Origin of the sequence: Janthinobacterium salmonicoloratum (assembly GCF_051380845.1) — a bacterium.
GTDB lineage: Bacteria > Pseudomonadota > Gammaproteobacteria > Burkholderiales > Burkholderiaceae_D > Janthinobacterium > Janthinobacterium lividum_F.
Window position 1 is genome coordinate 186,066 of record NZ_JBNYXV010000003.1, and the last position, 12,300, is coordinate 198,365.

Annotated in this window: 12 protein-coding genes and 1 pseudogene; 10 read left to right on the forward strand and 3 right to left on the reverse strand. The window is 64.1% G+C overall.

The window, feature by feature from the left end; genetic code table 11:
* The first annotated feature begins 500 nt into the window (after positions 1-500).
* The 5 genes from kynU to ACQ4WY_RS17585 all read left to right on the forward strand — a co-directional run bounded on the left by kynU (position 501) and on the right by ACQ4WY_RS17585 (position 6,392).
* A complete protein-coding gene (kynU, locus tag ACQ4WY_RS17565; protein ID WP_436505114.1) occupies positions 501-1,751 on the forward strand; it encodes a kynureninase in 1,251 nt (416 codons plus the stop codon).
* Positions 1,752-1,759: 8 nt separating this feature from the next.
* The gene (gene kynA / locus ACQ4WY_RS17570; RefSeq protein WP_353658015.1) at positions 1,760-2,647 is read left to right on the forward strand and encodes a tryptophan 2,3-dioxygenase; all 888 of its coding nucleotides are present in this window, start codon (positions 1,760-1,762) and stop codon (positions 2,645-2,647) included.
* Positions 2,648-2,656: 9 nt separating this feature from the next.
* Positions 2,657-3,202, forward strand: coding sequence for an RBBP9/YdeN family alpha/beta hydrolase (locus ACQ4WY_RS17575; protein ID WP_436505115.1), 546 nt, complete (start codon positions 2,657-2,659; stop codon positions 3,200-3,202).
* 107 nt (positions 3,203-3,309) lie between these two features.
* Entirely contained in the window at positions 3,310-5,364 is a 2,055-nt protein-coding gene (locus ACQ4WY_RS17580) for a toxin-antitoxin system YwqK family antitoxin (RefSeq protein ID WP_436505116.1), read from the forward strand.
* 2 nt (positions 5,365-5,366) lie between these two features.
* The gene (locus ACQ4WY_RS17585; protein ID WP_436505117.1) at positions 5,367-6,392 is read left to right on the forward strand and encodes a leucine-rich repeat domain-containing protein; all 1,026 of its coding nucleotides are present in this window, start codon (positions 5,367-5,369) and stop codon (positions 6,390-6,392) included.
* A 2-nt stretch (positions 6,393-6,394) separates the two neighbouring features.
* Here the strand turns inward: ACQ4WY_RS17585 and ACQ4WY_RS17590 are convergent, their stop codons facing one another.
* Positions 6,395-7,432, reverse strand: coding sequence for a hypothetical protein (locus ACQ4WY_RS17590; RefSeq protein ID WP_436505118.1), 1,038 nt, complete (start codon positions 7,430-7,432; stop codon positions 6,395-6,397).
* Positions 7,433-7,565: 133 nt separating this feature from the next.
* Between ACQ4WY_RS17590 and ACQ4WY_RS17595 the strand changes: the two genes are divergently transcribed.
* Positions 7,566-8,306, forward strand: coding sequence for an alpha/beta fold hydrolase (locus tag ACQ4WY_RS17595; protein ID WP_436505119.1), 741 nt, complete (start codon positions 7,566-7,568; stop codon positions 8,304-8,306).
* Here the strand turns inward: ACQ4WY_RS17595 and ACQ4WY_RS17600 are convergent.
* Positions 8,283-8,648 (reverse strand): hypothetical protein, encoded by a 366-nt coding sequence (locus ACQ4WY_RS17600; RefSeq protein ID WP_436505120.1) that lies wholly within the window; start codon positions 8,646-8,648, stop codon positions 8,283-8,285. The two genes, ACQ4WY_RS17595 and ACQ4WY_RS17600, sit on opposite strands and share 24 nt — an antisense overlap.
* Positions 8,649-8,814: 166 nt before the next feature.
* Here ACQ4WY_RS17600 and ACQ4WY_RS17605 point away from each other — a divergent pair.
* From ACQ4WY_RS17605 to ACQ4WY_RS17620, 4 genes and pseudogenes are all read left to right on the forward strand, one after another.
* Positions 8,815-9,909, forward strand: a pseudogene (locus ACQ4WY_RS17605) (alkene reductase); the annotation flags it as partial.
* A 141-nt stretch (positions 9,910-10,050) separates the two neighbouring features.
* Positions 10,051-10,476 (forward strand): OsmC family protein, encoded by a 426-nt coding sequence (locus tag ACQ4WY_RS17610; protein ID WP_436505443.1) that lies wholly within the window; start codon positions 10,051-10,053, stop codon positions 10,474-10,476.
* A 63-nt stretch (positions 10,477-10,539) separates the two neighbouring features.
* Positions 10,540-10,872, forward strand: a complete 333-nt coding sequence (locus ACQ4WY_RS17615) for a carboxymuconolactone decarboxylase family protein (protein ID WP_121668995.1) — start codon at positions 10,540-10,542, stop codon at positions 10,870-10,872.
* A 60-nt stretch (positions 10,873-10,932) separates the two neighbouring features.
* A complete protein-coding gene (locus ACQ4WY_RS17620; RefSeq protein WP_436505121.1) occupies positions 10,933-11,631 on the forward strand; it encodes a DsbA family oxidoreductase in 699 nt (232 codons plus the stop codon).
* A 13-nt stretch (positions 11,632-11,644) separates the two neighbouring features.
* On the opposite strand, the gene ACQ4WY_RS17625 is transcribed toward ACQ4WY_RS17620, so the two are convergent.
* A complete protein-coding gene (locus ACQ4WY_RS17625) occupies positions 11,645-12,268 on the reverse strand; it encodes a TetR/AcrR family transcriptional regulator (RefSeq protein ID WP_436505122.1) in 624 nt (207 codons plus the stop codon).
* Positions 12,269-12,300 lie beyond the last annotated feature (32 nt).

Consider the following 12,300-nt stretch of genomic DNA (forward strand, 5'->3'; position numbering starts at 1 on the left):
GGTCGGGAAATGGCGGACAGGACCGTAGGTGTTTGTCTGACAAACACCGCTCGATCATGGTTGCACGCCAGCAACGGCGCGGATGTGGGAGGTTGGCTCTATGCCGGATTTAGCCGACTTTTGGCCTGTAAAAAATATCACTTTTTTACAACAACTTGATCAGAATCAAGCCTGTCTACTGAGATAACGGCAGCTTCAACGGGAACTTTAGGCTTGTTTTTAAAAATATTTAAAAATATTTCGGCGCTTGCCTGACGGATTCCCGCTGTTCATGTATTTGTTGACGGCGGCGAATCGCAGAACTTTAGGGATTTTTGAAAATATTTTTAAAAATCGTGATTTTTTTCGTTGACGCCCCACAAGCCGGCATTTTTTCGCCGCCTTTGCCTGCCGGGATGCGCGCTTTGCGGCGGGGATTTGCTACACTGCCACTTCCGCACGATACTTTAAGCCTCAAGCAATATCATGCCATCCCGACAAGCATCAATATGAAAGCCACCATGATTTCTCGACATGACTGCAGCGCGCGCGACCTCGATGATCCCCTGGCGCCCCTGCGCCAGCAATTCGACTTGCCGCAAGGCGTAATTTACCTCGATGGCAATTCCCTGGGCGCACGGCCGAAAGCGGCCCTGGCCCGCGCCCAGCACGTCATCACGGCCGAATGGGGCACGGACCTGATCCGCAGCTGGAATACGGCTGGCTGGTTCGACCTGCCCAAGCGCCTGGGCGACCGCCTGGCCCCGCTGCTGGGCGCCGGCACGGGCGAAGTGGTGATCACCGACACCACCTCCGTCAACCTGTTCAAGGCGCTGGCCGCCGCCCTGCAGATGCAGGCCAGCGATCCCGCCCATGCCGCACGGCGCATCATCGTCAGCGAACGCAGCAACTTCCCCACCGACCTGTACATGGCGCAAGGCCTGGCCGCCTGGCTCGACCGCGGCTACCAGCTGCGCCTGGTCGACAGCCCCGAGGATCTGACGCAAGCCATCGCTACCGATTGCGCCGTCGCCATGCTCACGCACGTGAACTACCGCACCGGCTACCAGCACGACATGGCCGCCATCAGCAGCCATTGCCACGCACAGGGCGCGCTGGCGTTGTGGGACCTGGCCCATTCGGCCGGCGCCGTGCCGCTGGACCTGAACGGCGCAGGCGCCGACCTGGCCGTCGGCTGCACCTATAAATACCTGAATGGCGGTCCCGGCTCGCCCGCCTTCATCTGGGTGCCGCAAAAACACCAGGCGCGCTTCCGCCAGCCTTTGTCCGGCTGGTGGGGGCACGCCACCCCGTTCGCCATGGACCCGGGCTTCGCGCCCGCCGATGGCATCGCCCGCGCCCTGTGCGGCACGCAGCCCATCGTCTCGCTGGCCCTGGTCGAGTGCGGCCTGGAGATCTTTGCGCAAACAAGCATGGAAGCCATCCGCCGCAAGTCGCTGGCCCTGACCGATTTGTTCATCGCGCTGGTGGAACAGCGCTGCGCCAGCCACCCGCTGGGCCTCGTCACGCCGCGCGAGCATGCGCGGCGCGGCAGCCAGGTCAGTTTCACGCACCCGCACGGCTATGCCGTGATGCAGGCGCTGATCGCGCGCGGCGTGATCGGCGACTACCGCGAACCGGCCATCATGCGCTTCGGCTTCACGCCCCTGTACACGAGTTTTTCCGACGTGTGGGATGCCGTGGAAATCCTGCGCGACATCCTCGACACCCAAGCCTACGACATCGCCGCCAAGCGCGATGCGGTCACCTGAACCATCCCATGAGCGACGAAAAGAATATGAACAAGGAAAACACCAGCGGCTGCCCCATGCATGCCGGCGGCCAGGATGCGCAGTGGCATGGCGCACAGATGGATTTCAGCGAATCTATGAGCTATGGCAACTACCTGGCGCTGGACCGCATCCTGACGGCCCAGCATCCGCTGTCGCCGAACCACAACGAAATGCTGTTCATCGTGCAGCACCAGACCAGCGAATTGTGGATGAAGCTGATGCTGCACGAGATGCACGCCGTGCGCGCCAACCTGCAAAGCGGCGACCTGGCGCCCGCCTTTAAAATGCTGGCCCGCGTGGCGCGCATCATGGACCAGCTGGTGCATGCCTGGGACGTGCTGGCCACCATGACGCCGCCCGAATACACGGCCATCCGTCCCTACCTGGGCGCCTCGTCCGGCTTCCAGTCCTTCCAGTACCGCGAGATCGAATTCATCCTGGGGAACAAGAACGCCGCCCTGCTCAACGTGCATACGACGGCGCCAGAAACCTACAAGGTGCTCGACGCCGCCCTGCGTACGCCGTCCGTCTACGATGAAGCCATCAAGCTGCTGGCGCGCAGCGGCTTGCCCATCTCTGCCGAGCGCCTGAACGCCGACTGGACCCTGCCGACCAGCGCCGACGCCTCGGTCAAGGCGGCATGGCTGGAAGTCTACCGCGACCCGTCGAAACACTGGGCCTTGTACGAGCTGGCCGAAAAGCTGGTGGACCTGGAAACGGCCTTCCGCTTCTGGCGCTTCCGCCATGTGACGACGGTGGAGCGCATCATCGGCTTCAAGACGGGTACCGGAGGTACGGCGGGCGTGAGCTATTTGCGCAAGATGCTCGACGTGGTATTGTTCCCGGAGCTATTCGCCCTACGCACTGAACTTTAAGGAGCATCGATGTCGCCTCTCGTCCTGACCCTGGCCGGCCTGTGGAATTCCGGGCCGCAGCACTGGCAAACCCATTGGGAAGCGCGCCACCCGCAGTGGTCGCGCGTGCCGCATGGGGAATGGCAGACGCCGGACAAGGACGAGTGGGTAGTGGAGCTCGACCGCGCCATCGCCGCCTGCGAGCGCCCGCCCGTGCTGGCGGCGCACAGCCTGGCCTGCGCCCTCGTCGCCCATTGGGCGGCCAGCGGCTCGCCGCACAAGATCGCCGGCGCCTTCCTCGTCGCCCCCAGCGATGTGGAAGCGCCCTCCTATCCCGCCGGCACGACGGGCTTTGCACCGATGCCGCTGGAAGCCTTGCCGTTTCCCAGCCTGGTGGTGGCCAGCGGCGATGATCCCTACGTCAGCTTCGCGCGGGCACGCGCGTTTGCCGCCGCCTGGGGCAGCGATTTCACCATGATCGGCGACGCCGGCCATATCAACGGCGATGCCGGCTACGGCCCTTGGCCGGACGGCGAACAGCTGCTGCTGGATTTTTGCGCCGCGCACCAGCCCTGAACCGGGGCGCGCACCGCACACGATACGCGCGCGCGCATTTGCCCACAAGGAAGAACGCAGGCAGAATCGTGGCCTTTCCATAGTGGCGCCCCGGCGCCAGCCCCACGATGAAACGTCTGCTACTGCCCTTGCTGCTTTGCTCCGCCCTCGCCCACGGCGCGCCCTTCTACGAAGGCAAGAGCCTCGCCCACCCCGCCATCAGCGCCTCGCAGGATAGCGGCCTGGATGTCGCCTTCCTCAAGGAAAAAGAGGGCGTCAACGGCTACTACTGCGAATGCAAGAGCAGCAGCTCGAAACCTATGCTGCTCGACCAGTTCGGCAACGCCGTCATCCGATCCGTCTTCTACGCCGCGCTGGACAAGGAATCAGACACCAGCGTGCAAACCATGCTGGTGCTGTTCCGCCAGGGTGACAAAAACGGTCTGCGCGCCTACCGCTACCATCGCGGCTCCGGCAAGTACCGGCGCCTGGACGGCTTGCAGCCGGCACTGAACCGCATCGTGGCGCAAAGCGCCGCCCCAAACGCGGGGCAAGTCAAGGCCGCGCTGGCGAAACTGGCACCGATGGATTACAGCGTCGCGCGGGGCAAGAGCGGCAATGCGGACTTCGACGCCATCGACCATACGCAAGGCGCCATCGTCGGCTACTACAGCGATGACGGCAAGCCCGTGGCAGCAGGCGGCAAGGACGCCATCACCTACAAGAAAACCTTTCAGAAAAAAGGCGACCGTTTTCTCACCGCCAGCTACACCCTGTACAGCGATGCGGGCGCCGGCATCCTGCCCAATTACCGCCTGTGGCAAGTGACGTGGGAGACGGCGCCGCAGCAATTCACTGGCAGCGAAGATGGCCCGTCCGTCCTCTACAGCCTGGCCTGGGACGACGGCTCGGTCGTCGAGCGGGGCCAGTACGCCAAGGGCAAGCGCCAGGGCCTGTGGGTGCGCGAGGGCATGCACGAAGGCAGCGAAAAAGGTCACTTCATCAACGGCATGCGCGAGGGAGTCTGGCACTTCGACTATCCCAAACAGAGCGAAAGTGGCGTCTACCGGGCCGGCAAGCGCGAAGGCCGCTGGACGGTCGTCAACTATGCCGATGAAGAAGAAGTGACGGGTTTCGACACCTATGCGGACGGCCAGCTGAACGGCCCGCACGAACGCCGCATGGGCGGCAAGCTGCAAACGCGCGGCAACTACGTCAACGGCGCGCGTCATGGCGCGTGGATCACGGAAGACGGCGACGGCAGCTTTATCGACGGCTTGCGCGACGGGCCGTGGAAGCTCAAGCTCAAGGACAAGGTCACGCAAAGCGTCACTTTTGTGAAAGGCAAAAAACAGGGCGAGGCCCTCGACACGGATGCGCAAGGCGCGCTGCGCGTGCGCGACCACTACCAGGCGGGCGTGCTCGATGGCGCGCGCACGCGCTACCTTGGCGCGGCAGGCAAGGAATACGTGGTCTACACGGCCACCTATCGCAACGGCCAGCTGGACGGGCGTGAACAGGCGTTCGACGACAGCGGCAAGATCCTGCGCCTCGATACGCTGTGGGACAACGGCAAGAAACAGGGCCTCGACGCACGCTACTACCCGAACGGCAAGCCGGAACGCCTGGCCGTCATCGACCAGGGACGCCTGCTCACGCACCTGCGCGAATACTATGAAGACGGCCAGCTGCTCAACGACATCCACCGCTGCACCTTCAAGGAGTACGGCAGCACGCGCGACGACGTGTGCGAATACCACCACATGTACTACCCGGACGGCAAGCCGCAGTATTACTACGCCTTCCAGTACGGCCAGCGCCAGGAAGGTTATTCGAACTACCCGAACGGCAAGCGCAAGGACGAACTGCTGGTCGACCGCGCCGCCGACACTTCCGTCGTCAACGCCTATTACGAAAGCGGCCAGCTCAAATGCACGGAGCCGCGCAGCGGCCACAGCACGCGCACGGTGAATGGCCAGAGCATGATCAGCTACGGCTCGGCCGACCGCGATGGCGACAATATCTGCTACCACCCGAACGGCAAGGTGGCCAGCATTTTCACCTTCCGCAAACGCGTGCTCGTCGAATGCGGCAAGCGCTTCGATGACACGGGCAAGCAGACGTTCCCGGGGCCGGAAGGCTGCCCGCCCGCCAGGCAGGTGGACTACCCTATCGGACTGTGACAATGATGCAAACAAGACAGCCGCAGTGCATCCAGAACCCCGAGCGCATCGACGCCGGGGCGATCCGCGCCGCCATCGCCTCTGGCAAGCAGGTGCTGGTGCAGTTCGACACCCTGGGCAAGCCGGGGCCGCTGCTGGCGGACCTCGACGCCCTGGCCGCCACCTGCGGGCCGGAACTGACTATCCGCATCTACGGCTATGACCCGAAGGTGTTCGATGCCAGCATCCTGCGCGCGCTGCCGCATGTGGCCAGCCTGTCCATCAATTTCCACCGGCAAGCCATCCATCTGGAGGCACTGGGCGAACTGACGCGCCTGAAGCGCCTGAGCCTGGGCGTGTACGAGCTGGCGCAAGGCGACATCCTGCAGCTGGACAATTTGCGCGGCCTCGAATACCTGAACCTGGGCGAGTCGGCCAGGAACAATATCGACCTGGCGCCCCTGCGCCACTACGCGCACCTGGCCAGCCTGGTCATCGAGGGCCACAACCAGCACATCGACACCCTGGCCGGCCTGCCGGCGCTGCACGATCTGTCGCTGTACCGCATCAAGAACAAGGTGCCGCTGGATTTCATATCGGAGATGGCCCGCCTGGACAGGCTGCTGTTGCAGCTGGGTGGCCGCGAATCGCTCGCGCATATCGAGGCGTCGCTGTTGAGGAAACTGGAAGTGATACGCGTGCGCGGCCTGGAAACGCTGGGTGATATCGGCCGTTTCCCCCTGTTGCAGGCGCTATGGGTGGAAGACCAGATCAAGCTGCGGCAGATCGCGCTGGGGCCCAATCCCGTGCTCGAACGCCTGAACCTGCACACCTGCAAGACGCTCGACAGCCTGCCCGGCCTCGCCGCTCTGCCCGCCCTGCGCCAGTTGTCGGCATCCGAGACCATGCTCGACATCGACGCGCTGCTGGCGCATGGCTTGCCCGCGTCCCTCACGCATGCGCGCCTGCGCACCGGCAGGAAAACACGCGACGACGCTATCGCCGCGCAGCTGGTGCAACTGGGCTACGAAGCGGCGCGCCCTTGCTAAAATCAGCGGCTGGTCGCCAGCTTGCGCTGCCATAGCGCCACGTCGATCATCACGCCGTCGACGCCCGTGTTGCGGATGTAGACGCGGTAGCTGCCCTGTCCCATGTCGCCATCGAGGTAGGCCGTGCGCTCGTTGCGCTGCAGCCGGGCGCCCTTGGCCAGCTGGCGATAGCGCTCCACCACCGCATCGAAACTGGCGTAGCTGCGCAGCGCCACTTCCAGGTCGCGCGGCGGGCGGCCTTCGGCATGGTCCAGCACATTATTCTGTTTCTTGCCCTTGAGCGTGAGCGGATAGGCAAACACGCCGGCGCCGGCCGACGTCAGCACCGTGGATTTATCGAGCAGCAGCGGCAAGAGCGCCGGTGGATAGGCGGGCGGCAGCTGGGTGCGGTTCCAGCCCGGCAAGGCCGGCTGCGCCAGCACATACTCGACACTGGCGATCTTCTGCCCATCGGCGCCCGCTTCCTTGTCGCCCGCGATCAGCGCCAGCATGGGCGGCAATTGCCGGGCCCAGGCCAGCAAGGGCGCCGCTTCGCCGACCAGCATGCCCTTGCGGTGGAACACCGTCAGCACCGCGTTCGGATCAGGATTGCAGACTTTCGCCAGCGGCTGGCCTTCCTGGTGGCAATGCCCGTTGACCAGGCCAAATGCGATGATGGCACCGCGCTTGTCGAGCAGCATGGCGCCCCGTTCCCGGCCCTGCTTGCGGTCATTCATCGACGCCAGCAACTGGCGGCCATCGGCCAGCACGGCGCGCGTGGCGTCGCGCTTTTCGCTGATCGCTTCAAGCGCCTGCGCCAGCAGCAGTTCATCGTCTTCCGTATAGCTGCCGCGCGCGTAACCGAAGAAATCGAACAGGGCCGCGCGCACTTGCGGGGCTTCGCTCAGGCGCGGCAAGGGGCCGCCGGTCAGCAGGGAAGACAGGCTTTTGGCGGCCGGCGCCGAGGGTGCCGCCGTGGCGCCGGCGGGCTGAGAAAGGACGCAAGCGGCTGCCAGCAAGACGCCGCCCAGGGTGCGGTAATTCGAAAAAATGATATGCATGATTCTGTCTGTCGGGAATTGGCCGCGATTCCGGCCACGCATGACGCGCCGCCGATTCTAGCATGGCGCCAGCACCCATGCGGTGCGGCCGGCGGACGGCATGCGTGCCGGCGCGGCTGTTATGATGGCCGCAATGACGACACCAGCCCACGCCTCTCCCCTGCTTGTCCTACTGCCTGGCATGGATGGCACGGCCCGGCTATTCCACCGTTTTGACGCCGCCTTGCGCGCGCAAACCCCCATCGACACCCAGGCCATCGCCTATCCGGTCGCGCCACTCGACTATGCGGCGCTGGAAGCGTTCGTGCGCGAGCGCTTGCAGCAGGGCCGCCCTTTCGTGCTGCTGGCCGAATCGTTTTCGGGGCCGCTGGGGGCAGCTTTGCGCGCTGATCCACCGCCCGGCATGCGCGCCCTGGTCCTGTGCTGTTCATTCGTGCGCAATCCGCGCCCGATGCTGGCGCCGCTGCGCCACCTGCTGGAATTCGTTCCCTTTGGCGCCCTGCCCGGCTTCGCCCTGCGCCAGGCGCTGCTGGCGCCGTATGCGACGCCGCCACTGCAGGCGGAACTGGCGGCGGCGCTGGCGCAAGTGCCGCCCGGCGTGCTGCGCCAGCGCCTGCGCGCCGTGCTGGAAATACTGGAAAAGGACGCCTCGCCCAGCTTCGCGCGCGGCAGCCTGCCCGTGCTGTATTTGCGCGCCCGCCACGACCGCCTGGTGCCGCCGGCAAACGCCCTGCAGATACTGCGCCTGGCGCCAGGCACGCAGCTGGTCGATATCGCCGCGCCGCACATGCTGCTGCAAGCGGCGCCGGAAGCGGCCGCCGGCGCGGTCGCCGCCTTTCTCACGGGCCTGTCAGCCGCGCATGAATCTGATTAAGCGCACGCTGGCCAGCACGGCCAGCCAGCTCAAGCCGCCCGACAGCACGCTGAAATAGATGGCCCGCAGTGGATGCTGGGGCAGCAGATACGCGAGCACCGCCGCACCCAGCAAGGCGCACAGCAGCGGTTTTACCTTGCCGGGCGGCAGCAGCGCCAGCAGCAGATTCGTGCCCGCATACACATAAAACACCAGCAGCAAGGCCAGGCCGCCAGCCACGCCGCGCGAGCCGAGGCTGCCAAACAGCTGCGTGTACAGGAAAAATCCCAGCCAGCTCAACACAATAAACAGCAGGCAGCCCAGCGCATGCGCGCCCAGGCCAGCCATCAGGCGGTTCTTCATGGAAATCATCCGTCTCGTCTCGTACAAAGCAGCATCATAGCGATTTTGTTGCTAATACCATCGGTTGACTTGCCTACCTACTAGATGGTAGACTTATTTCAAACCCGGTATTTCACCCGGCAATCTTTCCGCGCCACGGCGCATTCGACCCTTTGCGAGGCACCCCATGCATCAACTGTTCACTCCCTATGACCTGCCCGGCATTTCCCTGGCCAACCGCGTCGTCATGGCGCCGATGACGCGCACGCGCACGCTCGAAAATAATCCCGACGCGCTCACCGCGCTGTATTACACCCAACGCGCCTCGGCCGGCCTGATCGTCACCGAAGGCTTGCCGGTCTCCGAGGAAGGCCGCGGCTATTTGTACACGCCAGGCATCCATAGCGAAATCCAGGGCCAGGGCTGGCGTCAGGTGACCGATGCCGTACATGCCAAGGGCGGCAAGATCTTCGCCCAGCTGTGGCACGTGGGCCGCATGTCGCATGTGTCTATCCAGCCTGGCAACGTGGCGCCCGTCGGCCCCAGTACCGTGGCGGCGGAAAACACCACCGTCTACGCCTGGATCGAACCGGGCAAGGCCGGACCGGTGCTGCCCAGCGTGCCGCGCGCGCTGACCGTCGACGAGATCGCGCGTGTGACCGCCGACTTCGTGCATGCCGCACAGGTGGCCATGGCTGCGGGCTTCGATGGCGTCGAAATCATGGCGGCCAACGGTTTCCTGTTCGACCAGTTCCTCAGCAGCGCCGTCAATACGCGCACCGACCAGTACGGCGGCAGCATCGCCAACCGCCAACGCTTTTTGCTGGAAACGATAGACGCCCTGTCGGCCGCCATCGGCAGCAGCAAAGTCGGCGTGCGCGTTTCGCCGTTCGGCCGCCTGTACGACATGCGCGCCTATGCCGACGAAGCGCAGGTGTGGACCAGCGTCGCGCAGGCACTCGATACCAGAAAGCTGGCCTATGTGCACCTGAACTACCAGCCGACCATCACGGCGGCGGAAGTGCCGCCCGGCTTTGGCGCGCAATTCCGCCAGGCTTACCGCGGCACCCTGATCGGCGCGGGCGGCTTCACGCAGGAACTGGCGCGCAGCGAGCTGAAAAAAGGCGACCTCGACCTGATCGCCTTCGGCATGCCGTTCATTTCCAACCCGGATCTGGTGGACCGCATGCAGAACAACTGGCCGCTGGCCGACAGCGACCGCTCGACCTATTACGGTGCCAGCGGCCCCCTGTCCCAGGGCTACACCGACTATCCAGCCTATGGCGCAGCGACCGGCGCCAACGTGCTCAATGGTATTGACGTAGCAGGCCTGCAACAATTTGCCCAGGGCGTGGCAGACCATCCAGACAAGGGCGAGGCGCGCTTCAACGTCAAGACCAAATGGCAACACCAGACGCGCAGCGTGGCCACCGTCAGCCACTATATCCTGGGCGGTGAAAAGCATGCGCGCCATTTCGAGATCGCCTCCGATGAACCGCATGAATTGCTGGGTCAAAACACGGCGCCGAATCCGCAAGAGTTGCTGATGGCCGCCCTCAACGCCTGCCTCTCAGTGGGTTACGCCGCCAATGCGGCAGCCATGGGCATCACCGTGCACAGCCTGGAGATCGAAACGGACGGCAAGCTGGACCTGCGCGGCTTCCTCGGCCTGGACGAGAACATCAATCCCGGCTACGACGAAGTCAGCTACGTGGTGCGACTGCATACGGATGCCTCGCGCGAGCGCGTCGAGGCGCTACACCAGGCCGTGACCAAAACCTCGGTCAACCTGGCCAATTTCTCAAAGGCCATCCGCATGCTGCCCAAGCTGGAAATGATCGAGGCCTGATTCCCATCCCGGGAATCGCCGAACCACCAACCCGCGCGCAAGCGCATACATAGTGAGGAAATCATGGAAGACTGGAAACAAGCTCGGCAAGACATCAACACACGTGCGATGCAACTTAACGCACTGACGCCCGACACCATGAAAGGCATTGCCGCACTGGGCGGCGCCGGCGACAAGACCAACCATCTCGACGCGAAGACGCGGGAACTGATCTCGCTGGCCGTGGCCGTCACCACGCGCTGCGACGGCTGTATCGCCTTCCACGCTGCCGCCGCCAAGAAACTCGGCGTGACCGTTGAAGAAATTGCCGAAGCGCTCGGCGTGGCGATCAACCTCAATGCCGGCGCCGCAGTTGTGTACAGCACCCACGTGCTGGACGCGTTCGACAAGGCTTGATACAGCCGCGTCAGCCGGCCTGGCAATACGCATGCCAGGCCGGCCATTCAAGGAAAAACCATGAACAGCAATACAAAAACGCTCGTCGTCGATATCTGGTCCGATTTCGTCTGCCCCTGGTGCTGGATTGCCAAGCGCCGCTTTGACAAAGCCCTTGCCGCTTTCGAACACAGGGACGCCGTGCAGGTCAACTTGCGCGCTTACCGCATTGCGCCAAACCATCAAGCCGAACCGTTCAAGGTAGTCTTGTTGAAAAAGTTTCGTGATCCGATGGCCGCCGAGGGAATGATGTACTCGGTGCAGTCGCATGGGGCTGCGGAAGGCCTGGACTATCAATTCGACACCATGCTGTTTGGCGACACCATGGACGCGCACATGCTCGTCAAGGCAGTTGACGACGAGGCATTGCAAAAACACCTGGTCGAAGTCCTCTACGAACAAAGTGTTTCGCACGGTAAGTCGCTGTTCGACCGCGGCTCCCTCGCCCTGCTCGCAGCGCAAGCGGGGGTCCCTGCTGATGTGGTGCAGCGAGCATGGTCGACACCGCAATTGCGTCAACAGGTGCAGGACGATGAGTACAAAGCCTCGCGCATCGCTTCCGGCGTGCCGCTGTTCGTCTTTGGCAATGGCGCGCACATTTCTGGCGCACAGCCGCAAGAGGTATTCCAGCACGCGCTGGAACAAATGCATGCCCGGTCCCAGGCGGAGCTGGCGGCATCAGCCGGGCAGGTCTGTGGCCTGGACGGCTGCACCCTCTGAGGCGCGCCATCGCTCAGCCGGCGCGTGCGGCTTCCGTCCGTGATGCGCCGAGATAGCCATGCACGGCGCGGCGCAAGCGCGGCAACAGGGCCGCCGTATCGGTTTCGCCGCGCCGTGCCGCGGCATCAATCATGCCGCGGCACAGCGCGACCATGTCTGCGGCGGCAGTCTCGGGGGCAAGCACGCCATGGCGCGCCAGCATGGCCGCCATCTGGCCGCACAGGGTCTGCCGCAGCACATCATCTTCCTCCTGCATGGGCAGCGATGATTGTACATATTCCAGCGCCAGCGCCAGCACGGGACGGCCGAACTGGTGCCGCAGACCCGCGACGATGCACTGCTCGAGCGCCAACGCCAGGTCGACCTTTGACTCGCTTGCTTGCCGGATATCATGCATCAGCAGGGCGCGCTCCCGTCGCAACAGTTCGGCCAGCAGCACCTCTTTTGACGGGAAGTACTGATACAGGGAGCCAATGCTGAAACCGGAGCGCTCAGCCACATGGTTGGTGGTCAGCGCGGCCCAGCCGCGGGTCTCGATAATGCGAGCCGCCGCTTCCAGCATGGCCGAGACGGCCGCCCTTGACCTGGCTTGCGTCGGGCGCTTGCGCGGTTCTGCGTGGGCTACGGTGTTGGCCATGAATGCGAGTAGTCAATGTGGGGGCTTGTCCG

What these genes read in the sequence shown, in the direction of transcription:
- ACQ4WY_RS17595 (WP_436505119.1), top strand. Translation starts at nt 7,566, where the DNA reads ATGACGACACCAGCCCACGCCTCTCCCCTGCTTGTCCTACTGCCTGGC.
- ACQ4WY_RS17575 (WP_436505115.1), top strand. Translation starts at nt 2,657, where the DNA reads ATGTCGCCTCTCGTCCTGACCCTGGCCGGCCTGTGGAATTCCGGGCCG.
- ACQ4WY_RS17600 (WP_436505120.1), bottom strand. Translation starts at nt 8,648, where the DNA reads ATGAAGAACCGCCTGATGGCTGGCCTGGGCGCGCATGCGCTGGGCTGC.
- ACQ4WY_RS17580 (WP_436505116.1), top strand. Translation starts at nt 3,310, where the DNA reads ATGAAACGTCTGCTACTGCCCTTGCTGCTTTGCTCCGCCCTCGCCCAC.
- ACQ4WY_RS17585 (WP_436505117.1), top strand. Translation starts at nt 5,367, where the DNA reads ATGATGCAAACAAGACAGCCGCAGTGCATCCAGAACCCCGAGCGCATC.
- kynU (WP_436505114.1), top strand. Translation starts at nt 501, where the DNA reads ATGATTTCTCGACATGACTGCAGCGCGCGCGACCTCGATGATCCCCTG.
- ACQ4WY_RS17625 (WP_436505122.1), bottom strand. Translation starts at nt 12,268, where the DNA reads ATGGCCAACACCGTAGCCCACGCAGAACCGCGCAAGCGCCCGACGCAA.
- ACQ4WY_RS17590 (WP_436505118.1), bottom strand. Translation starts at nt 7,432, where the DNA reads ATGCATATCATTTTTTCGAATTACCGCACCCTGGGCGGCGTCTTGCTG.
- ACQ4WY_RS17620 (WP_436505121.1), top strand. Translation starts at nt 10,933, where the DNA reads ATGAACAGCAATACAAAAACGCTCGTCGTCGATATCTGGTCCGATTTC.
- kynA (WP_353658015.1), top strand. Translation starts at nt 1,760, where the DNA reads ATGAGCGACGAAAAGAATATGAACAAGGAAAACACCAGCGGCTGCCCC.
- ACQ4WY_RS17615 (WP_121668995.1), top strand. Translation starts at nt 10,540, where the DNA reads ATGGAAGACTGGAAACAAGCTCGGCAAGACATCAACACACGTGCGATG.